This window comes from Nostoc cf. commune SO-36, assembly GCF_023734775.1.
Taxonomy (GTDB): Bacteria; Cyanobacteriota; Cyanobacteriia; order Cyanobacteriales; family Nostocaceae; genus Nostoc; species Nostoc commune_A.
The window spans coordinates 168,112-191,333 of record NZ_AP025732.1; the positions used below are offsets into that span (position 1 = coordinate 168,112).

21 protein-coding genes and 6 pseudogenes are annotated in these 23,222 nt (G+C 41.3%); 10 read left to right on the forward strand and 17 right to left on the reverse strand.

The annotated features are described in order from the left end of the window. Window positions 1-9 precede the first annotated feature (9 nt). Together ANSO36C_RS00735 and ANSO36C_RS00740 are read left to right on the forward strand one after the other, a co-directional pair. The gene (locus ANSO36C_RS00735; RefSeq protein WP_251957949.1) at window positions 10-426 is read left to right on the forward strand and encodes a XisH family protein; all 417 of its coding nucleotides are present in this window, start codon (window positions 10-12) and stop codon (window positions 424-426) included. Then, a complete protein-coding gene (locus tag ANSO36C_RS00740) occupies window positions 414-749 on the forward strand; it encodes a XisI protein (protein WP_251957950.1) in 336 nt (111 codons plus the stop codon). Before ANSO36C_RS00735 ends, ANSO36C_RS00740 begins: the two co-directional genes overlap by 13 nt. A 187-nt stretch (window positions 750-936) precedes the next feature. Here the strand turns inward: ANSO36C_RS00740 and ANSO36C_RS00745 are convergent, their stop codons facing one another. The 6 genes and pseudogenes from ANSO36C_RS00745 to ANSO36C_RS00770 all read right to left on the reverse strand — a co-directional run bounded on the left by ANSO36C_RS00745 (window position 937) and on the right by ANSO36C_RS00770 (window position 7,664). Then, on the reverse strand, window positions 937-2,013 hold the full coding sequence (locus ANSO36C_RS00745) for a PstS family phosphate ABC transporter substrate-binding protein (protein WP_251957951.1): 1,077 nt from the start codon (window positions 2,011-2,013) through the stop codon (window positions 937-939). A gap of 115 nt (window positions 2,014-2,128) precedes the next feature. Then, window positions 2,129-2,551 (reverse strand): hypothetical protein, encoded by a 423-nt coding sequence (locus tag ANSO36C_RS00750; RefSeq protein ID WP_251957952.1) that lies wholly within the window; start codon window positions 2,549-2,551, stop codon window positions 2,129-2,131. Between the two features lie 29 nt (window positions 2,552-2,580). Then, entirely contained in the window at window positions 2,581-3,411 is an 831-nt protein-coding gene (locus ANSO36C_RS00755) for a serine/threonine-protein kinase (RefSeq protein ID WP_251957953.1), read from the reverse strand. A gap of 615 nt (window positions 3,412-4,026) precedes the next feature. Continuing rightward, a pseudogene (locus ANSO36C_RS00760) lies at window positions 4,027-4,652 on the reverse strand (cytochrome c oxidase subunit 3). Window positions 4,653-4,773: 121 nt separating this feature from the next. Further along, entirely contained in the window at window positions 4,774-6,510 is a 1,737-nt protein-coding gene (gene ctaD / locus ANSO36C_RS00765; protein ID WP_251957954.1) for a cytochrome c oxidase subunit I, read from the reverse strand. A 68-nt stretch (window positions 6,511-6,578) separates the two neighbouring features. After that, window positions 6,579-7,664: pseudogene (locus tag ANSO36C_RS00770) on the reverse strand (cytochrome c oxidase subunit II). Window positions 7,665-8,175: 511 nt separating this feature from the next. Between ANSO36C_RS00770 and ANSO36C_RS00775 the strand changes: the two are divergent. The 4 genes from ANSO36C_RS00775 (at window position 8,176) to ANSO36C_RS00790 (ending at window position 10,903) form a co-directional block, all read left to right on the forward strand. Further along, window positions 8,176-9,168 (forward strand): COX15/CtaA family protein, encoded by a 993-nt coding sequence (locus ANSO36C_RS00775; RefSeq protein ID WP_251957955.1) that lies wholly within the window; start codon window positions 8,176-8,178, stop codon window positions 9,166-9,168. A 175-nt stretch (window positions 9,169-9,343) separates the two neighbouring features. After that, complete coding sequence (locus ANSO36C_RS00780) at window positions 9,344-10,297, forward strand: heme o synthase (protein WP_251957956.1); 954 nt, start codon at window positions 9,344-9,346, stop codon at window positions 10,295-10,297. 145 nt (window positions 10,298-10,442) lie between these two features. Further along, entirely contained in the window at window positions 10,443-10,685 is a 243-nt protein-coding gene (locus tag ANSO36C_RS00785; RefSeq protein WP_251957957.1) for a type II toxin-antitoxin system HicB family antitoxin, read from the forward strand. Continuing rightward, window positions 10,685-10,903, forward strand: coding sequence for a type II toxin-antitoxin system HicA family toxin (locus ANSO36C_RS00790; RefSeq protein ID WP_251957958.1), 219 nt, complete (start codon window positions 10,685-10,687; stop codon window positions 10,901-10,903). The genes ANSO36C_RS00785 and ANSO36C_RS00790 overlap by 1 nt, the downstream gene beginning before the upstream one ends. Before the next feature lie 119 nt (window positions 10,904-11,022). On the opposite strand, the gene ANSO36C_RS00795 is transcribed toward ANSO36C_RS00790, so the two are convergent. From ANSO36C_RS00795 to ANSO36C_RS00805, 3 genes are all read right to left on the reverse strand, one after another. Then, a complete protein-coding gene (locus tag ANSO36C_RS00795) occupies window positions 11,023-12,432 on the reverse strand; it encodes a serine/threonine-protein kinase (protein WP_251957959.1) in 1,410 nt (469 codons plus the stop codon). Window positions 12,433-12,501: 69 nt separating this feature from the next. Next, complete coding sequence (locus ANSO36C_RS00800) at window positions 12,502-12,783, reverse strand: CBS domain-containing protein (RefSeq protein ID WP_251957960.1); 282 nt, start codon at window positions 12,781-12,783, stop codon at window positions 12,502-12,504. A gap of 15 nt (window positions 12,784-12,798) precedes the next feature. Then, on the reverse strand, window positions 12,799-12,924 hold the full coding sequence (locus ANSO36C_RS00805) for a CBS domain-containing protein (protein WP_251957961.1): 126 nt from the start codon (window positions 12,922-12,924) through the stop codon (window positions 12,799-12,801). A 74-nt stretch (window positions 12,925-12,998) separates the two neighbouring features. Here ANSO36C_RS00805 and ANSO36C_RS00810 point away from each other — a divergent pair, with 74 nt between their 5' ends. Next, window positions 12,999-14,597: an Hsp70 family protein gene (locus tag ANSO36C_RS00810; RefSeq protein WP_251957962.1), complete on the forward strand. Its 1,599-nt coding sequence runs from the start codon at window positions 12,999-13,001 to the stop codon at window positions 14,595-14,597. A gap of 246 nt (window positions 14,598-14,843) precedes the next feature. Beyond that, window positions 14,844-16,083 (forward strand): annotated as a pseudogene (locus ANSO36C_RS00815) (RNA-guided endonuclease InsQ/TnpB family protein). 93 nt (window positions 16,084-16,176) lie between these two features. Here the strand turns inward: ANSO36C_RS00815 and ANSO36C_RS00820 are convergent. The 6 genes and pseudogenes from ANSO36C_RS00820 to ANSO36C_RS00845 form a co-directional block, all read right to left on the reverse strand. After that, window positions 16,177-16,464, reverse strand: a pseudogene (locus tag ANSO36C_RS00820) (PIN domain-containing protein); the annotation flags it as partial. After that, window positions 16,439-16,729 (reverse strand): type II toxin-antitoxin system prevent-host-death family antitoxin, encoded by a 291-nt coding sequence (locus tag ANSO36C_RS00825; protein ID WP_251957963.1) that lies wholly within the window; start codon window positions 16,727-16,729, stop codon window positions 16,439-16,441. The pseudogene ANSO36C_RS00820 and the gene ANSO36C_RS00825, both read right to left, overlap by 26 nt. 96 nt (window positions 16,730-16,825) lie before the next feature. After that, window positions 16,826-17,391 (reverse strand): annotated as a pseudogene (locus ANSO36C_RS00830) (Uma2 family endonuclease). 124 nt (window positions 17,392-17,515) lie between these two features. After that, window positions 17,516-18,046, reverse strand: coding sequence for a L,D-transpeptidase (locus tag ANSO36C_RS00835; RefSeq protein ID WP_251957964.1), 531 nt, complete (start codon window positions 18,044-18,046; stop codon window positions 17,516-17,518). A gap of 496 nt (window positions 18,047-18,542) precedes the next feature. Continuing rightward, window positions 18,543-19,058 carry a L,D-transpeptidase gene (locus tag ANSO36C_RS00840; RefSeq protein WP_251957965.1) on the reverse strand — a complete coding sequence of 172 codons (516 nt, stop codon included), beginning with the start codon at window positions 19,056-19,058 and terminating at the stop codon, window positions 18,543-18,545. A gap of 113 nt (window positions 19,059-19,171) precedes the next feature. Continuing rightward, on the reverse strand, window positions 19,172-19,804 hold the full coding sequence (locus ANSO36C_RS00845) for a bifunctional 4-hydroxy-2-oxoglutarate aldolase/2-dehydro-3-deoxy-phosphogluconate aldolase (protein WP_251957966.1): 633 nt from the start codon (window positions 19,802-19,804) through the stop codon (window positions 19,172-19,174). 230 nt (window positions 19,805-20,034) lie between these two features. Here ANSO36C_RS00845 and ANSO36C_RS00850 point away from each other — a divergent pair, with 230 nt between their 5' ends. Continuing rightward, a complete protein-coding gene (locus tag ANSO36C_RS00850) occupies window positions 20,035-20,280 on the forward strand; it encodes a hypothetical protein (protein WP_251957967.1) in 246 nt (81 codons plus the stop codon). Between the two features lie 244 nt (window positions 20,281-20,524). After that, window positions 20,525-20,623 (forward strand): annotated as a pseudogene (locus ANSO36C_RS00855) (GlsB/YeaQ/YmgE family stress response membrane protein); the annotation flags it as partial. A gap of 182 nt (window positions 20,624-20,805) precedes the next feature. Here ANSO36C_RS00855 and ANSO36C_RS00860 read toward each other — a convergent pair. Continuing rightward, on the reverse strand, window positions 20,806-21,858 hold the full coding sequence (locus tag ANSO36C_RS00860; protein WP_251957968.1) for an MAE_28990/MAE_18760 family HEPN-like nuclease: 1,053 nt from the start codon (window positions 21,856-21,858) through the stop codon (window positions 20,806-20,808). Window positions 21,859-21,864: 6 nt separating this feature from the next. Beyond that, window positions 21,865-23,034 (reverse strand): DUF262 domain-containing protein, encoded by a 1,170-nt coding sequence (locus tag ANSO36C_RS00865; protein WP_251957969.1) that lies wholly within the window; start codon window positions 23,032-23,034, stop codon window positions 21,865-21,867. Window positions 23,035-23,222 lie beyond the last annotated feature (188 nt).

Sequence of the window (23,222 nt, forward strand, 5' to 3'; positions counted from 1 at the left end):
AATAGCAAAATGGCTAAAGATGTTTTTCATCAACAGGTTAAAAAAGCATTAATTAAAGATGGGTGGATAATTACTCACGATCCTTTTACAATTCGTATTAGTGAAGCAATTAAACTACAAATAGACTTAGCGGCTGAAAATGCCATCGCCGCAGAACGTAATACAGAGAAAATTGCTGTTGAAATTAAAAGTTTTATTGCAGATTCAGATATCAGCGAATTTCATACTGCGTTAGGACAATATCTAAACTACTGCCAAGCTATTGAAGAACAAGAAGCAGACAGAGCGCTTTACCTAGCAGTTCCTATTGAAACATATCAAGACTTTTTTCAAATTTCTTTTGTCCAACGCGCTCTTCATCGTTACCAAGTTAAGTTGATAATTTACGATCCCAAATGTGAGGAAATCCGACTATGGATAAAATAGAACGATATCGACAACTTATCAAACAAGTATTGAGCGAACATCAACAAATATCATCTAATATCGATACAGTAAATTCACAATTAATTTTAGACAATGAAAATGACCATTATCAACTAGCTTATGTTGGCTGGCAAGGAGATAAGCGGGTATTTGGCCCGGTCATGCATTTTGATATTCAAAATGGAAAAATATGGATTCAGTATAACGGTACAGAAGAGCCTGTTGCTGAACGATTGGTTGAGTTAGGTGTACCCCCTTCTGATATTGTCATTGGGTTTCATTCCCCTTTTAAACGTCAATTTACTTCTTATGCTGTCGAGTGAATGTAAATATTTTCAATTCAGATGATAAATACATGAATAGTGAATAGTGAATGGTGCGTAGTTTACCGCCGTAGGCATCGCTTCTCCAAGATACCCGACTTTTAAAGAAGTCGGGTATCTGAATAATCTGTAATGGAAAGTGCGTAGGCGTAGCCCGTCGTAGACATCGCTAACATCATCAAATCTACTAACGAACTCCAACAAAACCAGCTTGCTCAATTGCCCTTTGCCCTTCATCAGTTAATAAAAGCTTGGTGTATGCATCTCCAATCTGCTGTTCCCGACCTTTATTCTGCTTAATAATCACAAACAAGTTAGCGATTAAGGGATAACTACCATCTTTAATAGCCTGAGTATTTAGCTGGTTGCGCTGACGTAGACATTGCTCAGGTGACACTAAGGGTTCGCGGTAGGGGGCAATTAGCTGACCAGAAGTGCTACCCAATGGCAAAGCTTTCACACTACATTGAGGTAATACTGAACGGGCAGAAGCGTAATAGACACTACCAGGAGTTTTGCTGAGTTGGCGTACTGCCTCTGTAGCAGAGTAGACATATTGCACATTAGAGCCAAGTGCTTGCCCCTTTAAGTTGCTGTTGCTAGGAAATATTACTGTATCTGCGTCCTCTGGCCGTTGAGACAAAGGTGTAATGGGTAAATTTGGCCCACCTACTTGATTCCAGTTAGTAATTTTCCCCAAATAAATCTGCTGCAATTGGTCAACAGTTAAACCTGGCAGATTGAGTGATGGGTTTACTACCACTGCTACTCCATCCCTACCCACCTGACGTTGCTCAAGGGTGAAGCCTCGCTCTTTTGCCATAGCTTGTTCTTCATCTGTGAGGGGACGGGAAGACTGAGCAAAGTCTAGTTTTCCATCAAGCAACATCCGAATACCGGAGCTAGAACCAGGGCTACCATTAACAGGGTTTACATAGCGTAATTGTAATTCCGGGCGATCGCTTTGGATCTGAGAATCTACCAATTGTCGGATAGATGCCCAAGCTGTACTGCCTCCATAGTTAAATGAGGCATTCGGGACATCAGCAACTGTCTGAAAAGTTGATGCATTACTAGAAAGAGCGTTTAAATTCTGATTAGAGGAAGAGCTAACGCTCGTGCGAGACGATAAATTAGGCTTCAGTAACCACCAAAGCAGCCCGCCAATAACCATAAGTGTCAGCACTTTACCAATAATCAAACCTCTCAGAAAAAGGGCGATTTCACCGTTAATTAAAGCTTTTTTTTGATTTGTATTGTCCATATCTTTAAAATGTTGTTTATTCTATTTATCCTACAGGAATCTATAAAAATTTAGGTTAAAAACAAATTATGTAATAAGCAAGTTAATAGCGAATTTGATGATTGCTGATAAATGATTAACTCTTTCTCATGTAGTAAAGCTCAATTTGCTTTCTGGTAGTCTTTATAATGGTGGAATTATTTTTATTGACTCCTCTGTTAGAAACTGATTTGGCTACTAGGCTATTGACATTAACACTAGTAAACCGTGGCTCAACCAATTTTTCTCTAAAATTATTTAATTGAATTGGTTGGTTTGGAGGCGATGTACCTGTATTAATAAATGTATAGATTAAAACTAGTACTATCAAGCTCGTGGTCGCACCAAGCCCTATTCCCAACAACAAAATAAAGTTTTTATAATTTAGGAAATAGCTATCATCACTCTTTTGATTTATGCCAGAAGATTGTAAGGATGGTGACAATTCCAAAGGAAAATTCAGCGCTTGTAAAGCTTCTGCGGCAGATTGGTAACGCTGGTTGTAGCGATCGCGAACCATTGTATCTAAAATATCTGCGAGAGCGTCGCTTACCTGTGCCTGATCGCGCCAGAGAACTTCTCCAGTATTGGATCTTCTTGTAGCTGATCAGGTACTAAACCTGTCAAAGCTTGAATGCAAATCATACCTACTGCATAGATATCGCTGCAAAGTTTTGGTTTTCCCTTAGCTTGTTCGCTTGGCATATAGCCAGGAGTGCCAACAGCAATTGTTAAGCCTGCTCCTAAAGCACCAATTTTTTTAATACTCCCAAAGTCAATTAACACAATCTTCTGATCAGAGTACCGCCGCATTAAGTTTTGAGGCTTAATATCTCGGTGAATAATATCGTGTTGGTGGACGAAGGCTAAAACTTCCAGAATATCTTTTAATAAATTTAAGACTGTATTCTCGCTAAGACGCTGACCTGGTAGAATTTCTTGAGTCAATGCATGACCGTCAATAAATTCCTGGACTAAATAAAAATCCCCATTTTCATTAAAATGAGCAAATAATCTAGGAATTTGGTCGTGGTCGTTACCTAACTGGTATAAAACTTCTGCTTCCCGATCAAATAAGCTTTTAGCGATCGCTACAACCGCAGGGTTAGGATCTTTTGGGTGAAAATGTTTAACGACGCAATGGGGTTGCCCTGGTAAATCTAAGTCTATGGCTAAGTAGGTATCACCAGATCCTCCGCTTCCTAAGTGTTTGACAATCTCAAAGCGATTCCGAAGTGTTTTTCTAGCGAAAGAGTATCCATGTCTATTACGTATACCACTTCCTAACAAGTAAGTATCATTAGGTTCTTCGCTTCCCACTAGTTTGACAGTTTCAAAGCGGCTTCGGAGTGTTTTTCTGACTAGAGGGTTCTGGCTCATGTGGCGTATACTACTATGTTAATTTGTTGACCATTCAGAGCTTGGGTGAGATTATGAATACCTGCGGCGAGATTTGTTGGTGTTTCAGGCAGTCAACTTCTCACGCAACCTACGCTTTTGAGAAGTTTTATGTTTATGGTTAGCCGCCTGATTGTGTTCATTTAATACCTTTATAGGTATCTTAATATAAAAATTTATTTCTGGAATAGTTCAATAATTTTATTATTTCAGTAAATCTAACACTAGTCAAACATATTTATTACTTTTGGCAGAAGACAAGCTTCAGAAGTTAGAAGATTTATGTTAAATTTTGGGTCTGATTGCTGACAGAATCTTAAACAGTGCATTTCAAGGTACAAATATCCGATTGCATCCCAGTTTTTATTCTTTTTAAGAATAAAATTTATAGAAAATCAAAAACGTTTTAGATAACTTTCCAGATATTTAATCTTCTAGAAACAGTCTTAATTTAGATTTTGCTGCCAGCCGACAAATAAAATAATAATCTGATATTAGGGCAGCTAACTGCAACGGCTGCATTTTATTAATGAAAAAAGCCCCCTAGTGGGGGCCTATTAAGTTGTCAGCGTGGAATGAACAACTAATAATTAATACTCACAGTAGATACAGTAATCCGAACAGAATAATCCAAATTACATCAACGAAGTGCCAGTAGATTTCGGCTGCTTCAATGCCAAAGTGCTTTTCGTTACTGTAGTGCCCCGGAACGCGCGATCGCCACAATACAGCAACAATTGCTAAAACGCCTATGGTAACGTGCAATCCGTGGAAACCAGTCAAACGTAAAATGAACTAGCAAATAAATTGGTAGTTAAACCAAATTCTAAATGGGTATATTCATATACTTGACCCACCAAGAAGATAGCGCCCATCGCCGCCGTAATTGCTAACCAGATTTGTGCCCCCCGCGTATCGTTCTTTTTAATAGCAGTATCAGCATTGTGCATGACAAAACTACTAGAAATTAGATTGATGGTGTTGACTCCAGGTAACAATAGTTCTAACTCTGGAGTACCTGCTGGCGGCCACACAGGCAAGGTAGCACGGAAAGCTAAGTAGGCTCCGAATAATCCCATAAAAATCATCCCTTCAGCAATCAAAAAGACAATTAACCCAAACAGACGATGGTCTGGATGCTCTTCGTGATGACCGACGGACGCTTCCGCCTCGTGGTGATGATTTAGTTCGGTTTTAGCTGGGTCAATGATTTGACTTTGCATGGATTTTGATTAAGTGGGGAATGGGGAATGGGCAATGGGGAATGGGGAATGGGGAATGGGGAATGGGGAATGGGGAAATAACCAATGCCCCATGCCCAATATCCAATGCCCCAATTGCAGTTTATTTCCGGTCTTCGGAATTGGCAGCAACTGCTGGATCGGGTTCTGCTCTTAATACTGAGTTCGGCCCGCCAGACAAGACTGGATTGGGATCATACAAAGGTACATCTTCGTTAGCCCTTTCCAAACCGTAGTCGTAGGGGCCTGTAGCTAGTACTGGAGTTTGATCAAAATTCTCGATCGCAGGTGGTGATGTCGTCATCCACTCTAAGGTCAATGCTCTCCAGGGATTATTACCAGCTTTCTCGCCGTATAACCAACTCCAAATGGCATTGATGATGAAGGGGAATGTCGAAATTGCCAGTATATAAGAACCATACGTGCAGATTTCGTTCAATGTTGTGAATTTGGGGTCATATTGAGCAATACGGCGATTCATGCCCATTAAACCCAGCTTGTGCATGGGTAAAAAGGTCATGTTTAAACCCACAATGGTCAAGGCAAAGTGAACCTTACCCCAAAATTCGTTCATCATCCGTCCCGTCATTTTCGGGAACCAGTGATAAATGGCTGCAAAAATCCCCAGTACGCTACCGCCAAATAGGACGTAGTGCAAGTGGGCTACCACAAAATAGGTATCGTGAACGTGAATATCAAAAGGCACTGATGCCAACATCACGCCACTGATCCCACCGATTACAAAAGTGCCGACAAAGCCGATGGCGAACAACATCGCACTGTTCAGCTGGATTTTTCCACCCCACATGGTGGCTAACCAACTAAATATTTTAATTCCCGTGGGTACGGCAATGATCATGGTGGTGATCATGAAGAACATCCGCAACCAACCGGGGATACCACTGGTAAACATGTGGTGCGCCCAAACAATTAGCCCCAAAAAGCTGATTGCAAGAGACGAATAAGCGATCGCTTTATAGCCAAAAATCGGCTTGCGGGAATGAATGGGGATAATTTCTGAAATTGCCCCAAAGAAGGGCAAAATCATGATGTAAACCGCAGGGTGAGAGTAAAACCAGAACATGTGCTGGTATACTACTGGGTCGCCACCGCCAGTTGGGTTAAAAAATGTTGTCCCGGCGATTAAGTCAAAAGCCAGCAGAATTAGACCAGCTGCTAGCACGGGGGTTGATACCAAAACTAGCGCCGAAGTAGCGAACATCGCCCAGCAGAACAAGGGCATTTGATGAACGCCCATGCCAGGGATACGCATCTTCAGCAATGTCACCAGGAAATTTATCGCCCCCAAAATAGATGATGTACCCAGCAGCAAGACACTCATAATCCAAATGCCTTGCCCCACTTGTCCTGTTACCAAACTCAGGGGAGGGTACGAAGTCCAACCTGCATCCGGTGCATCGCCTACCGCTAAACTGGCGATCAGCAATATACCGGCAGGGGGAATCATCCAAAAGGCAACAGCATTCAGCCGAGGAAATGCCATATCTTTTGCCCCAATCATCAGGGGAATTAGATAGTTAGCAAACCCTGCGCCGGTTGGCACGATCCACAAGAAAATCATGATCGTGGCGTGCAGCGTAAACAGACTGTTGTAGACTTCTGGGGTAACAAAATCTACTTCTGGAGTTCGCAGTTCTGTGCGAACCAAGTCAGCCATTACGCCGCCAATGCAGTAGAAAATAAACGAAGTGACTAGGTATTGAATCCCAATCACCTTATGGTCGGTTTGAAAGCCAAAGAAGTCTTGCCATTTTCTAACCCCTGGTTCTTCACTAAGGGCGGGGATATTGGCAGTTTCTTGCAACTGAGCTTGTGTCATTAGTCGTTAGTCATTAGTCATTAGTCATTGGTCATTAGTCACTGGATTTTGACTAAATAACATATTGACTAATGGTGAACTTGATGGAGGATTTCTGGCTTAATTCCCATGTCCTTGGTGTAAGGAGCGAGAAATTCATTTGGGGATAGATTCGCAGGGTTAACAGCAACGGCTTGATTTAATGTTTCACGGCTAGCAACTAGCTGTTCTTGCATCCATTTCTCAAATGCTTCTTCTGGCTCAACGACTACTGTTGCTCTCATCGCACCGTGGTAGGGGCCACAAAGTTCAGCACAGATTAGGACATAATCTCCTGCTTTTTTGGGGGTGAAGCGAATCTCGCTTTGCCTACCGGGGATCGCATCTTGTTTCAAGCGGAACTCTGGCACCCAAAAGGCATGGATGACATCGTTGGCTGTCATATTGATTTCCACTTCTCGCCCGATGGGGACGTGCATTTCACCTGTAGTTATACCAGTTTCAGGATAAGTGAAAATCCAGGCATATTGTAAACCAGTGACGTTGACCTGTAATTGTGCTGGTTTGCCTGCTTTATCAGGAGTTCCCCCAATTGTCGGAGCAACACTACCGACACCAGGAGCATTCCGCAGTTGGGGAATTTGGTCAGCATTACGAACTGCTGCGGTAGCTGGGTCTTGCATTGCCTCATCAGATTTTTCTTGATTGAGGTTGCGTTCGGTGCTAGGAGGAGTATCGCTTAAAGTTGCTGCCATAGCACTTCCACGCATTGCCATTGACTCCTGATTCATCATCGGCGCTTGATGGATAGCGTGGGGATCAAAGCCACCGATTTCGTTATAGACATCAAAGCTGTAACAGAAATACCAATAACGATAATTGCTGGGATCGCCGTCCAGAGAATTTCTAGAGGTACATTGCCCTCAACTGGTGGGGCCGTCTTGATTGTCACCTGCACGCCGACGGTATTTAAATGCAGAGTAAATTAAAATACCTTCTACGAGCAGGAATATACCTGTAGAAATGATCATCATCGCGTTGAACAGACCATCAACTAATTCGGCTTCATCCGTGGCTGCTGCTGGCAACAGTCCGTGATTTTGACCGTACCAAAAGCTGGCGAGCGTTAGCACGATGCCTATGAGTAATGTCCAGATTGAACTTGGAATCTTCACGGCTTACTTAATTGAATTTACTACGTTATCTTAAAGCTGCTCCCTTACTAAGGTAGTCTAGGCTGGAAGGCATAGAGTACAAAGGTCGGAATTTTTTATTAAGTTTTTTAACTATTTTACTAATTTTGGGTACAAGGTGACTATCAGGAGGCAGGGGGTAGAGTAAACCAAATGCATTTAAAAGTATGGGATTGAACCACCGGGTTTTATACCCAAAACTAAAGTTTTGATTCATAATTATTTCCTCCAGTCCTCTGCCTCCTGCCTTCTTCTAAAATCAGTGGGAAAATTTAAGGAAAAATTTAGAATGTTTAAATTAATTGTGATTAATCAATTTTTCACATCTTGAAAAATACCTAAAGCTTCAGGCAAAACCTTTCTGGAGTGATTCAAAGTATAAGTGAGTGCTAATCTATAAACCCTTAACCTATACGCTAGGGTGAAGATAGGACGCTAAAAGAAAATTGAAAATTTTAAGAGAGCCACCAAGAGCGGGCAGAAGGTATCATTCATGAGCGAATTTGTCCTACAACAAAATGAAGCGGCGCTTCAGCAGCAAAAACCCAAGGAAATGATTCGTCGCTTGGTGTGGAAAATATGCATAGCCACCTTAATTTTGATGGCAATAGGCAGCGCCACCCGCGTGATGAATGCTGGACTTGCTTGCCCAGACTGGCCCTTATGCTATGGCGAACTAGTGCCAGCCAAGCAAATGAATCTCCAAGTGTTTTTGGAGTGGTTTCACAGATTGGATGCAGCTTTAATTGGTATAAGCGCGATCGCACTCTTCGGCTTATCCTGGTGGCATCGTCGTGTCTTACCCAGATGGCTGCCTTGGGCATCAACATTTGGCCTATTTTTAATCGTCTTCCAAGGCATCTTGGGAGGACTCACCGTTACCGAACTGTTGCGGTTTGATATCGTTACCGCCCATTTAGGAACGGCACTGTTATTTTTTAGCACCCTCCTAATTATCGGCACGGCACTCATGCCCTATCAGGGAAATGGAACCGTTGGTAAGTTGCCTTGGGTCGGTTTAACTGCTGCTGTTCTGGTTTACCTGCAAAGTCTGCTAGGTGCTTTGGTAGGCTCTCGCTGGGCACTACACCAATGCCTCGGCGGTTCTCAACTTTGTACTGTAATGTACAGCCATATTGCTGGTTTGGTGCCGCCTTCCTTGGCAACTTTGGTAATGGTATTTATCTGTTGGCGGACACCAGCACTACATCCAACCTTGCGGCGACTGGCAAATATGGCTGGTGCGTTGTTAACCTTACAAATCTTGTTGGGATTCGCCACTTTCAAATTACACCTCCAAGTCGAGCCTCTCACCGTCTCTCACCAAGCTATAGGAGCTGCTTTGCTGGGTACTTTGGTGGCTTTTACAGTTCTCGCACTGCGTGACTGGGCTACTAGCCGCAACATCACAGTGTTGAGCAATGACTGCGGAGTATGGAGTGAGGGAACAGGGGGAGTAGCGGAAGAAATAATTTCTAACTCCTAACTCCTGTACAGACGCGATTAATCGCATCTCTCCTAACTCAGCACTAAATTATGATCGCAACGGCGAGTATTGCGATCCACGCAGGTGCAGAAAATCTGTGTTTCATTTACCTGAAAGAGCCACCTTACGCGGGGGCTGTATATAAGTTGTTGAAAAATAAGGAACCAGAGCCAAAATGATTGAGACTAATGTCTCTCGCCACCACGAAACATTTTTCCAGGTAGTTCAAAGTTATTACCAGCTAACCAAACCTCGGATTATTCCGTTGCTTTTGATTACCACGGCTGGAAGTATGTGGATTGCTGCTAAGGGAGAAGTAGACCCATTGCTGTTGCTAGTAACTCTCACTGGTGGCACTTTGGCTGCTGCAAGCGCCCAGACGATTAACTGTATCTACGATCGCGATATTGATTATGATATGGAGCGAACGCGCCATCGTCCGATGCCTTCGGGTAAGGTTCAGCCACGGGATGCTCTAATTTTTGCGATCGCACTAGCAACGATTTCCTTTACACTCTTAGCAGTATTTGCCAACCTGTTAGCCGCGCTGCTAGCCTTCTCTGGTATCGTCTTTTATATTTTGGTTTATACGCACTGGCTAAAACGCCACACCCCTCAGAATATCGTTGTTGGTGGTGCGGCTGGGGCAATTCCGGCGTTGGTGGGTTGGGCTGCTGTCACGGGGACATTAAGCTGGTCAGCATGGCTGATTTTTGCCATCGTCTTTTTGTGGACACCACCCCATTTCTGGGCGCTAGCTCTGATGATTAAAGATGACTACGCAAAAGTTGGGATACCAATGTTACCTGTAATTGAAGGTACTACGGCAACTGTAAAGCAGATTTGGTATTACACGCTGGTGACAGTATTTGCAACGGTGTTATTGTTTTATCCCTTGGGCGCGAGTGGAATTCTTTATGCTGCGATCGCCCTAATTCTGGGAGGATTATTTATCCACAAATCTTGGCGTTTGTTGCAAAATCCAGAGGATCGCGCTGTCGCTAAAGAGTTGTTTCTCTTTTCTATCTCCTACATGATGCTGTTGTGTCTGGGGATGGTAGTTGATAGTCTTCCCGTTACCCATAATTTGATTAGTGCGGTGAGTAATCATCTGCATTTTATTGGTTAGGGGATGGAAAATTTAGCGATCGCGTTTGGTAAAGGGGCGCGATCGCATTTTCGGAAATTTAAAAAATATACATAATAATTAGAGTTTGGCGGATTTACGATTAAAAATAAAATTTCAGTTATAACCAAATTGATTAAAAAGCTGAATGTTGACAAATTACATTCGTACAGCAATGCACAAAGCAACTTATGAGTTGCTTGAGGATGGAACTTTCTACGGCGAAATTCTAGAATGTCAAGGTGTGTGGGCAAACGCTGCAACGCTAGAAGCTTGCCGGGAGGATTTGCAAGATACTCTTGAAGGATGGATTGTACTAGGATTGCGTTTGGGTCATACTCTACCAATACTTAATGATGTTGACCTGAATCTTACCAAAGAGGTCGCCTAATGCCACCCTTTGGATCAATTAATCGGCGGGATCTGATTCGTTATCTAAAAGATGCAGGTTTTGATGGGCCTTACCCAGGTGGTAAGCATCAATACATGGTAAAAGATGAATTAAAGCTGACAATTCCCAATCCACATCAGGGAGACATCAGCCCAAGCTTACTAAATAGAATATTACGTCAAGCTAATATCAGCAGAGATGAATGGGAGGCGTTATGAATTATATGCGCGATCGCTCATGATACGATAATCTCTGATGCGATCGCACCAGAGGCTACCATCTGGATCATCTTCAACGAGAAATAGAATTTCACTCATAGCGAATCTTTCCTTAACTACTAAATTTTACAATTCACAAGTCTTGATGTGAGGGCAGAAAGTCTTTTTCTTCTTCCATCTAATCTCATACTCAATACTGCTCTGGGTAATTGTCCTGCCGGAGCAGTTAATGTAAATGATAGAAATGCATAAGGCTTCCAATTATTTTTAATCCGCCATCCTATAGACTCACCGAAATATTTCCAGGTTTCCAAATCTAAGTCAGGTTTTCCCCCAACGCTGTCCCAGATTTGCTTCTGTATACTAAAACCAAAGCGCTCATTACTGTATTTTACCCACAAGCGATCAATAGTTAAAAGGTCTTGACAGGGAAACTTTTCGATATCTTCTACTCTGAGATAATCTTCTTTTTCTCGACTAGATATTTTAAGCATAAGCTTCCAAGTTTCTTGATCAGCTTCTAGCCATTTACTAGATGCTAGTAACTTTTGCAAAATTGTATAGTCTATCCCTACTGATGAATTCAGATTTTCAGAATTAAGAGCTTGTATAATCTCATCAGCAGATTGATAGCGTTCCTTCATATAATCCTGAATTAACTTATCTAAAACTTGCCCAAAGTCAGGAGTAATACTTCTACCTGGTGGCAAATATTTTCTCCAAACCCAGCAACCCCTGAGCGCATCATAAAGTTCATCAGAACCATCTGTACTTGGTAAAACTTGGGTTAATAGCCGAATACAAGTTACACCCAAACTATAAAGGTCACTTGCAGGGAAAACTTGACCACGTATTTGCTCTAATGGTGTATATCCAGGCGTTCCTACTGTTGTGCCAACACCTAGAAAAGTTTGTGTAATTTGTTTAGAAACACCAAAATCAATTAATATCAACTTGCCATCCTGACGGCGGCGCATGATATTTTCTGGCTTGATGTCTCGATGAATTACACCGCGTTCATGGATAAACTTCAGGATAGGCAATATATCAACCAAAAGCTGTTTTATCTTTTCTTCACTAAAAGCTCCCTGCTGCTGCAATTCTTGTAATAAATTTTGTCCCTCAATTAACTCTTGCACCAAATAAAGCCGCTTATCCTGTTCAAAATAAGCAATCAGACGGGGAATTTGTGGGTGTTCTCCCAAATCATACAAACGCTTCGCCTCTTGCTTAAATAACTCCGTTGCTTTCTCAAGTGCATTCGTTCCTTGAACTTGCGGGACAAATTGCTTAATTACGCAAGGTTCATCTATCTTATCTGTGTCCCTGGCTTCATAAGTTCTGCTAAATCCACCCTCACCCAAAAGTCGTATTACTCGGAAACGGTTTCTAAATAATGGTGTGAGTGTTTGTCCACACTTAATGCAAAACTTGTTGCCATCAGGATTAAAGGGATTTGAACAACTGGAATTAGAACAGTAGAGCATATTTGGGAATAAGCAGATGGTGTCTATATTCAGTTTTCCCAATTTCTGCTTACTGGGTTTCACGAGCCTTGATATTTTTGAGCAGATTTACTTCTAGTGGCAGCTACAGTCTCAAATTACTTTTGCTAGCGTAGTGATATAAGGTTTAATGGGTAAGGTAATATGTACCGTTGTTTCCTGTTGATAAATACTTGAAATTGAGAACTGCCCGCCACAAAGTTCGGCGATTTTTTTGACAATTCCCAATAGTTCACCCTGGTTTCCCGTCACCGCCAACCTGCGGATTAAGCGTTGTTCCATAATCTGCTGTACCATCCACAGCGAATCATCAGGTTTTACGGCAAAAATCGGTGTACTCATTACCGCCTCTGCTAGACAAGTTTTTAAGTTCAAACCCAATGCCTGAAATTACACAATGTCGCGCTCGGTGATAATTCCCACAGGAATTTGCAGAGGTTCAGTTTGGCTACCACCTGGTTGCACAATCATGATGGAACTAACCCGGTGTTCTGTCATCAGTTGTGCGATTTGCATTCTTGGTAGCTTATAGAGAATAATCACAAATAAAGCAGCTTTAGCCTCTTCGTGCGAGATAATAAATATAAAATATGGCGATCGCAATCGATTTTGGTACTAGCAACACAGTCATTGCTCGTTGGAACCCCGTAACCCAACAGCCAGAAACCCTTACTCTACCAGGCTTGTCAATTAAACAAAGTCTCAATCCGCCACTGATTCCCAGCTTGGTTTATGTTGAAGACGCAACAAAAAATCAAGTCTTAGTAGGGCAACAAGTACGCGATCGCGGTCTTGACGTCAAAGGGGAAACTCGATTTTTCCGCAGCTTCAAGCGCGGTATCGGTGCAGATATCCAAGGTTTCTTACCCGAACTAGATGGACAAATTGTCACCTTTGAGCAAATAGGTCAATGGTTCCTCACCAAAGTAATTGAAGAACTAGCACCCTTGGAAGGGGGGTTAGATTCTCTGGTGTTAACTGTACCCGTAGACAGTTTTGAAGCTTATCGTCACTGGTTGGGGACAGTTTGTCAAGCCCTCCCGGTCGAACAAGTGCGGATGTTGGATGAACCCACAGCCGCCGCCTTGGGTTATGGTTTGGCAGATCAAGAAAATCTTTTGGTGATTGACTTTGGCGGTGGAACTTTGGATTTATCCCTTGTCCGGTTGGATCAAAGCGTGCAAGCAACCACAAAGCCGCTCGGATTTCTCCTCAAATGGGGTAATAAGTCTCTAGCTGAAGATTCAAAACAAAAAGTCAAAACTGCCCGTGTCCTGGCGAAAGCTGGGCAAAATCTGGGTGGTACTGATATTGATAACTGGTTAGTAGATTACTTTGCCAAAACTCAAGAACTGGCGGTAAGTCCGTTGACAACACGATTGGCAGAACGGGTAAAAATTCAGCTATCAACCCAAAACCAAGCAAGTGAAGTTTACTTTGACGATGAGACATTTGAAAGCTATGAACTGGAACTAAACCGCGATACTTTTGACGATATCCTCAAAGAACACGCGTTTTTTGAGTTACTCGATGAGTCGATGACGACACTGTTGCAGCAAGCAAGACGGCAAGGGATAGAACTTCCAGATATTAATGCAGTTTTGTTAGTTGGTGGTACAGTGCAATTGCCAGCAGTGCAGACATGGATCAAACAGTATTTTGAGCCAGAAAAAATCCGTTGCGAACGTCCTTTTGAAGCGATCGCTCAAGGTGCATTACAGTTAGCTCAAGGCGTGCAAATCAAAGACTTTCTCTATCATAGTTATGGTATCCGCTACTGGGATCGTCGCAACCAGCGTCACAAATGGCATTCTTTAATTAAAGCTGGACAAGCATACCCGATGAGTCAGCCAGTGGAATTAGTCTTAGGCGCTTCTGTAGAAAATCAGCCCAGCATTGAATTAATTATGGGAGAATTGGGAGCAGATACGGGTAGTACTGAAGTTTATTTTGATGGCGATCGCTTAATTACTCGCCGTATGGACAATAGTGAAACCAGCGTCAAACCCCTTAACGATCGAGAAGGTGCGAAGACAATTGCCCAATTGACACCAGCCGGATATCCTGGAAGCGATCGCATCAAAATCCTCTTTCAAGTTGATGAGCAACGCTTTTTGCGAATCACCGTTGAAGACTTGTTAACTAACGACACGCTGTTAGAGAATCAACTTGTAGCACAGTTGAGTTAATTAACTAAAAGGATTTAAAAGTGGGATACCGCAGCCATCGAAATCCCGGATGTTGCGCGTTACAGGGAATGTTGGGAAGTTTGAAAGCCCCTAAATAACAGGTACATAGTACCGTATTCTGTCCTTTAGGTAGGGGATGAAAAACGACTCAGTGTGGTTTTAACCACCGTCAAGATTGATGCTTTGGCACAAATATATCTAGTTATCTTATACCAGTTATGGTAGTATAAGATAGGAGGTAAAGCGATGCTAGTTTTTGAGTTCAAAGCCTACGGAAAGTCGGCGCAATTATCGGCAATAAATGATGCAATTCGGACTGCAAAGTTCATTCGCAATAGCTGTATTCGGCTATGGATGGATTTTAAAGGTACTGGTAAAAATGATTTGCAGAAATACTGCGCGGTGCTTGCAGCTAATTTTCCTTTTGCTGATGAACTTAATTCAATGGCTAGACAAGCCTCGGCAGAACGAGCATGGTCATCTATCTCTAGATTCTACGACAACTGCAAAAAGCGCAAAGTCTGCCGGGGGGATACTCCCCCCGGAGAACTTTGTAAGAAGGGCATTCCAGGTTTAAAGGGATATCCTCAATTTGTGAAAGATTGTCGTTCTGTTGAGTACAAGACATCAGGATGGAAGCTTGCTGATGATCGTAAATGTATAAACTTCAGTGATAAAAAAGGGATTGGACGATTAAAACTTAAAGGAACTCGTGATTTGCATTTCTACCAAATTAACCAAATAAAACGGGTGAGGTTGGTAAAACGTGCAGATGGTGTGTATGTTCAATTTTGTATTGACGTAGACCGTTCAGAAGACATTGAACCTACTGGCAACACAGTTGGTTTAGATGTTGGGCTAAAAGAATACTACACCGATTCAAGCGGGGTGATGGTAGAAAATCCCAAATTCTTGCGAAAAGGTGAAAAAGTTCTTAAACGTTCACAACGTCGAGTTTCGAGAAAAGTAAAAGGTTCAAGGAATAGAGGCAAAGCAAGGCAGATTTTAGGAAATCGCCACCTCAAAATAAGTCGGCAACGTAAAGACCATGCTGTGAAATTAGCACGGTGCGTAGTTCAGTCTAACGACTTGATAGCCTACGAAGATTTGAGGATTAAAAATATGGTGAAAAATCACTGCCTAGCTAAGTCTATCAATGACGCATCTTGGTATCAGTTCCGTATTTGGCTTGAATACTTCGCAAAAGTATTCAAGCGCGTAACAGTTGCGGTTAATCCGCAATATAGTAGCCAAGAATGCTCTAGCTGTGGTGAAATTGTTAAGAAAACCCTATCAACGAGAACACACGTTTGTAGTTGTGGATGTGTCATGGATAGGGATGAAAACGCAGCTAGAAATATCCTTGGTCGAGGATTGGGTACGGTAGGGCATACCGGAACCTTTGCGCTAGACGCAAGCAAACGCTTGGGGAGATGAGTCCTCTACTCTTGTTGGAGTAATCCTGCATGAGCAAGTCATGTCTTAGATTCAAGAATCCCCGTCTCTTTAGAGCGGGGAGTGTCAATAAGGTCAATTGATGAATTTTAGCAGTAGCAGCAATCATTATATCTGCTTGGGTGTGTGTTTTCCCACTTAATCTTAGTTGACCTCGCAATTCACCGGAGCGCTTGGCAATTTCAATGGTAATGGGCAATACTTGACAGTTATTTCCCAAAAAGTTCTCAAACCATATTTGAATTCTAGGGTTGGGTTTGGATGTCAGTCCATAAAATATTTCTTCAACAGTGATGGCACTCAGGACTATTGAGAAATCTCCTTCTGCCCATTTCAGTACACCAGAGTTAGGTTTAAGTTTTACTAATTCGCTGATAATATTAGTGTCACAAAGAAAAGTCATCGATAGCATCAGCGAAAGGATTAGAACGGTCTTGGCGGGAGGGTACTTCGAGAATATAATCTTCCTGAGCAGCTATCTGACGTAGTTCTTTGAAACAATCAGCTAGAGACATCTTTTCGCGCTGCTTGCGCCACGTCAAAAATTCTTCAAACATCTCAGCTTCAAGAACTACAGCCACCAGTTGATTTCGGTTGTAGATGAGTTGCGGTTCTTTACTGACAGCATGAATTAGTTCAGAAAATCTCTGTTTCGCTTCTGCAATTCTCCAGTTCATCTAAAACCTCTTTTATTCATAATCATGTCTATTCTAGACATAATTAATGTCTATATTCTCATGAAAAAGCATACACCGAACGGCGAATGTGTATTTCTAACCACCAATTTTTAACCATCCAAAAACTTGATTGACGGTTAGTGCAAGTTCAATTTCTGGTAATACAGGCAAAAAATCTTCTCCCTGGAGTAGCACTGGCTGTTGCTCTGACAGAAATACCAAGATACTCAGATCATCAGGGTCAAGAAACCATCCTAAGCGGCTGCCATACTTCAGACAATGAAGAATGTTACCAATTACTTTGTTGGGTTTTTGTTCTGGCGAAAGAATCTCAATCGTCCAGTCTGGTGGAAGTTCAAAATTATCAGGTACTTGATTATCAACAGTGAATGGTATGTGTCCCCAGTGAAATACAGCTACATCAGGTACAATTGAGCGATCACCAAAGCTACACTGTAATTCGGGAAACGCATAGGCAATCTTTTGATTCTCCGTGACTTCATTAACAACAGCACAGAGTTTGCCTTGCAAGCGGCTGTGTCTCCCTTTAGGCATAGGCTTAGGAATAATCTCACCGTTAATATATTCACTCGCAGGCTTTGTTTCTGGGAGCTTTTAAAAAACTCTTCCAATGTGAGAGGTTGAGTAATTATGGTGCTCATAGCTCCTAAATTCCTCAAAAATGTGTTTTTTAGTTTAGCAATATGTATGGACAGGTGCTTAACTCCCTGAACACACCTGTCCATACATTACATTAAAGGAAGAATTGCAGTTCTTAATTACGAATTATTTCCGCACCACTACTAAAGTTCCTGTTGAAGCCCAGTTGTAAAGATTGCGAGCTTGCTTAACAGGCAAATTTACACAACCGTGACTTACTGGAGTGCCAAATCGATTGTGCCAGTAAGCGCCGTGAATCGCATATCCTCTGTAGAAATACATTGTGTAAGGAACGTCAGGAATATTGTAGCCTCTGCCTCGCATCCGGTGAGTACGATACTTAGAATTAATCCGAAATCTACCTATGGGTGTAGGAGTCGCTCGTTTACCTCCAGAAATGCGGTATGAATGAACAAGTTTATTACCTTCCCATGCACGTAAACGTTGTTCTGACAAGTCAATTTCAATCCAGCGAGGTTGGCTAATATTATTGACAGCGAGGCTGTTTTCATCGACTGAGGTGGCTGTTGCCGTAGTCGAGTTTGGTGTACCTGTTAACGGTGATGACCAAGAGAATAAAGTCATTACCATCAGCGCTACGCCTGTACAAAAAGTTCCTGAAGAACGAATCCCACCACGGCGAATCCAAGTTTGCATAATGCCTCATCTTTTAAACTACGCAAAAATGATGAAGTGAAGCAATTTTCTGGAAAACTACAAATTTCCAAAGTGACTTCTAACTTCTTGTCAAGGATTTACGCAATTCATCCGCTAAAGCTTCTCAAGATAAGTCCTAAGTTAATCCGCATCCAATTTGTCTTTTGTCCTTGGTTAAATGATGATTCCTAACTTAATAACCAATGACCAATAACTAATTAACAAGGACAACCTTTAAAAAAATCTGTCATTTAAATGCCTAAATGCAAAGTTTCCCCGTATTAATATTTGCATTTGTGATTTCACACAGAAATTGTCAGAATTTACGCTTATTTTTTGGACAAATTGTTGAATGTCCTCTTCTATATTTTATTTTAATTTCAGTAATTCCGACTCCGAAGATTCCCAGCATAAAATCTTGCTGGGAATCACTTAATTGTCTTGATTTGTTGTTATTTATGATTTTAACTAAATTGCCTTATGGCTGCTTCACCTACTATTTCTGGATAACTACTGGCGTGCCTATGGATGCCCACTGGAATAGCCATTTAGCATGTTTAGGTGCGAGATTCACACAGCCGTGGCTGACTGGAGTACCAAACCTTTTATGCCAGTAAGCACCGTGAATACCGTAGTTGCCTTGGTAAAACATCGCATGAGGAACGTTAGGGACGTCGTAGCCATTCCCGCGCATTCGCGTAGTTTTTAACTTGGATTGAATATTAAAAGTACCAACAAGAGTGGGAGTAGATTTTTTGCCAGAGGAAATAGCACTTCCATAAACCACTCTGTCACCTTCCCAAGCTATTAACCGTTGCTTTGAAAGATCAATTTGAATCCAGCGCTTATCTGATTTTTGTAATGTCTGGATTGTTTGTGCAATTACTTTATTTTTGGAATTCGCCCAAACTTCAGTAGTTCCGGTAGTAGTAAAAACACTTACGGACAGTGCTGTACCAGTGAGGAGTATTTTTAAGCGACGCACCCAGTCAGGAGAAATTAGTTTTTTCATTTTAGATACACTCACACTCAAATCATGGGGTCTTGAGAAACTTATCAGTTTTCACCTTTATTTCCCTATCTATTACTTTAATAGACGTGAACTTTTAATGATTTGATTCTAAGTTAACTTAACTGTTGTATCAGCTTTTTTGCCCCAGATGCGATCGCTTCCCAATTTCTCTCTGTGACAAGCTTTTTGGGAAATAATTCCCCGCTCAAACCGACAGCGATCGCTCCGGCTTGCAAAAATTCTTTGGCATTTTCCAGAGTCACGCCGCCAGTAGGAATTAAGGGAATCTGACCTAGTGGCCCTTGCAAACTTTTGATATAATCAGCCCCTCCCACTGCTTGCACGGGAAACACTTTTACACAACTAGCGCCCTGACTCCAAGCGGTAACAATTTCTGTAGGAGTTAACGCTCCGGGTATAATAGGCACATTTTGTTCTTGTGCTGCTTGAATCATTGCCGGATCAACGTGGGGTGTGAAGAGGAATTGCGCCCCAGATGCGATCGCTTCTTGCAACTGTTGCACATTGAATAGCGTACCAGTGCCAATGATACACGCTGGTAATTCCGAACGTAGTTGACTGATTAATTCCCCAGCGCGATCGCTATTCCAGGTAATCTCAATTAACTGCATTCCCCCAGATGCTACAGCCGTTGCCATTTGCTGCCCCACTTCGATTTTAGAGGCGCGAATAACTGCGATCGCTCGGTGTTTTTGCAGCTGTGATAACCAAATTTGATTAGACATTTTGACTGGGAATTAGGGACTGGGAGCTAGGGATTGAGACTAGAGAATAGTTTTCACTCTAGTAAATACCTAATTTTCAATACTAATACCCACTCCCCAACCCCAATGCCCTTAAAACTTGCTTATTGCATCAAGCTATGAGATATTACATACAAATAGCATTAAGTCTATCGACTTGCCGTAGTTTAAAATTAGATGCTTCAGCGTTTGGGTCTAAAGGAGTAATTAAAATGACAATTACACAACAAAATACATCAGCATCCTTACCAATCACCATTCATGGTTCCGAAAGCGTCGATATAGCTTGCCTATGGAAGCTTGTGCGACTAGATCCAAATGGATTTTGGCTGCCCACTAAGGCATATACAACGATTCTGGGCGTTATGCTGCTGACCTTGATAAGTCTGATTTTCTTAAGTATCCATTGGTCTTACCGCAGACTATTCCCATTTATTGGCACTGATCATAAAAAATAAAAAGCTAGACATTAAATTGCGTAGTCCATCGTCTCAATCACCTGATTTTGCTTCCTTTACATTACTTTAGAGACAGTCTCTAAAAACTCAGCTTAATTCTTCTAGTAGAGGAGAGAGCTTATTAAAAATGCATATACTGCAAATACCAAGCAATAGTTTGATAAGCCCCTAGTTGAAGACCTACTAGGAGCTTTTTTTTTGATTGACTATCTACCTCAATTGGGTTAAGGATCAAAAAAGCTAGGCTCCTAGTCTCAGCATTCCAGGTATTGCAGTAGCAGTTCTTGGTGCAATTGTCGCAGTTTTCTTGTGGAACTTATTAACCAACCGCAGTGCTGTATAGCTGTATAAAAATAAAATTGCGGACAATGAGCTAGAAAGATTTAGCAAATTCATTTAACTATTTTTAACTGTGAATTAAATTAAAAAAATAGCGTCGCCCTAATTATAGGTAGGCGTTATTTTTTTGATTATTTTGCAATAAAATAATTTGGTTAAAGGAAAATTTATTAAATTCACCCCATTTCAAACGTATAATTGATATAAACGCAATCCTTTTTTAGCATCCATATCAAATTTCAAACCAACTTCCATTCCCGTAGTTGTTTTTGCTTCATTAACTGAGATATCATTCATCTGAATACTCTTAATAGTGGCCAAATAGCAGCAAGATGACCCTTCACTAACTAGGAAAAGGCTGTTTCCGACCAATAAAGTCGTTTCCTCAACCTTTGCTATTCCAGCCTCATGCTTCTTAAACCATTCAGTAATTCTACCAACCTCCTTGGCTTGACCTATTGATTTTTTACGTTCAATAACTTTATAAGTAACCAACTCAGTAAGTGCTTGACATAAAGTCTCAACAAAGTCACATAATTCTAACAGTGCATTAGAAGCTAGAACATCGTCGGGAGATCCGTGTGCTGCGTCGTTACGATAGCTAATTAATTCGTTGAGTTCGCCTTCTGCTGTGTTTTCATTTCCTCTGATCTCCTGTACAAAATACTTAACGGCTCTATGTTTTTCTACCCAGCCCCATGAATTTGGTATGCCTGCTTCTGTCAACATTTTCTCTAAGGCTTCTTTACGTAAATTTTGTTCATGGAAGAGAAAGGCATCTGGCAATAACTCATATTCTTTTTCACCAATAGCTCCATGAAATAACCCGCGAATAACTTCTTCAATAGAGAGGTGTTTATATCTGTTTTTCCTCAAATCAAGTAATAATCTTCCTACGCCTATCTGGTAAGTATTTCGTATTGTTTCTTCTAGCTCTGAATAACGCGAAAACAATCCTGGCAGAAGTACTAACCAGTCACGAACTAAGTCTTCAACAAAACGCTCATAGATGGCGTACAACCGCGTGACTACAGCACAGTGATCGTAAACTCGCCACTCTATTACCTTGGGGATATCCTGTATGAGTGTGCCAAGAATTAATTCTGTATCTTCATTCCATTCTTGTTTTACTAAAGCAGACGCACCAAAGGAAATTTGCCTTAGTCTATCATTGGTTTTGATAATCGCACGTACAGTAGAAATATTTACTTTTACTGTGATCAAAAGATCCTGAAACATCGCTTTTTACTCTGCGATGATTTTGGACAACATATTGTCGAATAATTTGATTCTATTCTCGACATCAGTTTTGATTCTTTCACCACCTGTAAATAATTTTGATGTATCTTCTCTAAGCAATCTCTTTGTATCTTCAATTACTTTAGACTTACGCACAATTAGAATATGTGCATTTGCCAAATGTCTACTAAATCCAACCATAACAGCATCGTAATAGGCTTTATATGCCTTATCTTTCCAAGTATCAGATTCTATATCTAAAGGCTTGAATAAATTTTCTGCATAGATTTCGTGAGCTAAATTTATTGTTTGAATAAAAATATTTTTGAGAATTTTAATATCTTCATCCGAGAACTTCATACTTTTAATCATATATAGGTCAAGAAAACCCTGCATTCCTCTACGAAAATCTTCTACATGACGTAAGGCAAAAAAGCGAAGTACTAATTCGGCATCTTCCATCTTTTTGTATAGGTTATTTTCAACAAGTTCCTCAGGTTTATTTATAGGAATTTCCCACGCCTCTGTAAATATAGAATTAGTTGTCAAATTAAGTAATAATTCATTGAATTTACCATAATATAAACAGTTACGTACTTCTTGGCGACTTAATTCAACGCCTCCAGTGTTCAGACGCTCAAATGCAAGCTGTTTCAGAAGCAGCGCTTCTTCAGGATTAGATGCTGACTCTGTAATCAAAACTATAGATGATATAGAGCGACGATCAATCCCTGCTTTTATTTTTGCCGGGAGAGTGGCGTAGGTACGTCCATTCAGCTCTGGCCAAAGTTCAAGTCCTGTTAATTTTAAACGGTTCTCGTAAAAATTCCGAAGGGCAGTAATTCTTTGTTGACCATCCATTACTTCATAAAAATTAAACTCTTTTTCGTAAAGAACGATTGGAGGAACAGGAATGTTGATCAAAAACGACTCTATTAATCTGGATTGCTTCTTTTCATCCCAACGCAGCCTTCTCTGGTAGAAAGGTTGTACATCCATATACCCAGGCTTCTTTAGTGCTTCGACAAAGCTAGGCAGCTTTTCACGGTTCATTTCGGTGAGTATTCTTTGCTCTCCAGACTCATACTTTTCGTTGATTTCGATCTCAGACATTTTGGCACGGTGTCTGGAAGGAGATTCTTCCCACATTTTTTCTTCAGTTGGTGCAAGTTGCATTGACTACATCCTCCACAAGAGCGGCATGATTAAATATAGTTAAATCTGCTGAATATAGCCTAGCGCTTCTTGATGCGTCAAAATTGTCTTCATATTAAATATTTGTTATACTAGTTCAATAAATAGCTTTAGGGGTGTTAGTAATGGAGATAATCTACTCTACTTTAAAAGCAGTTTATGGCAAAGTT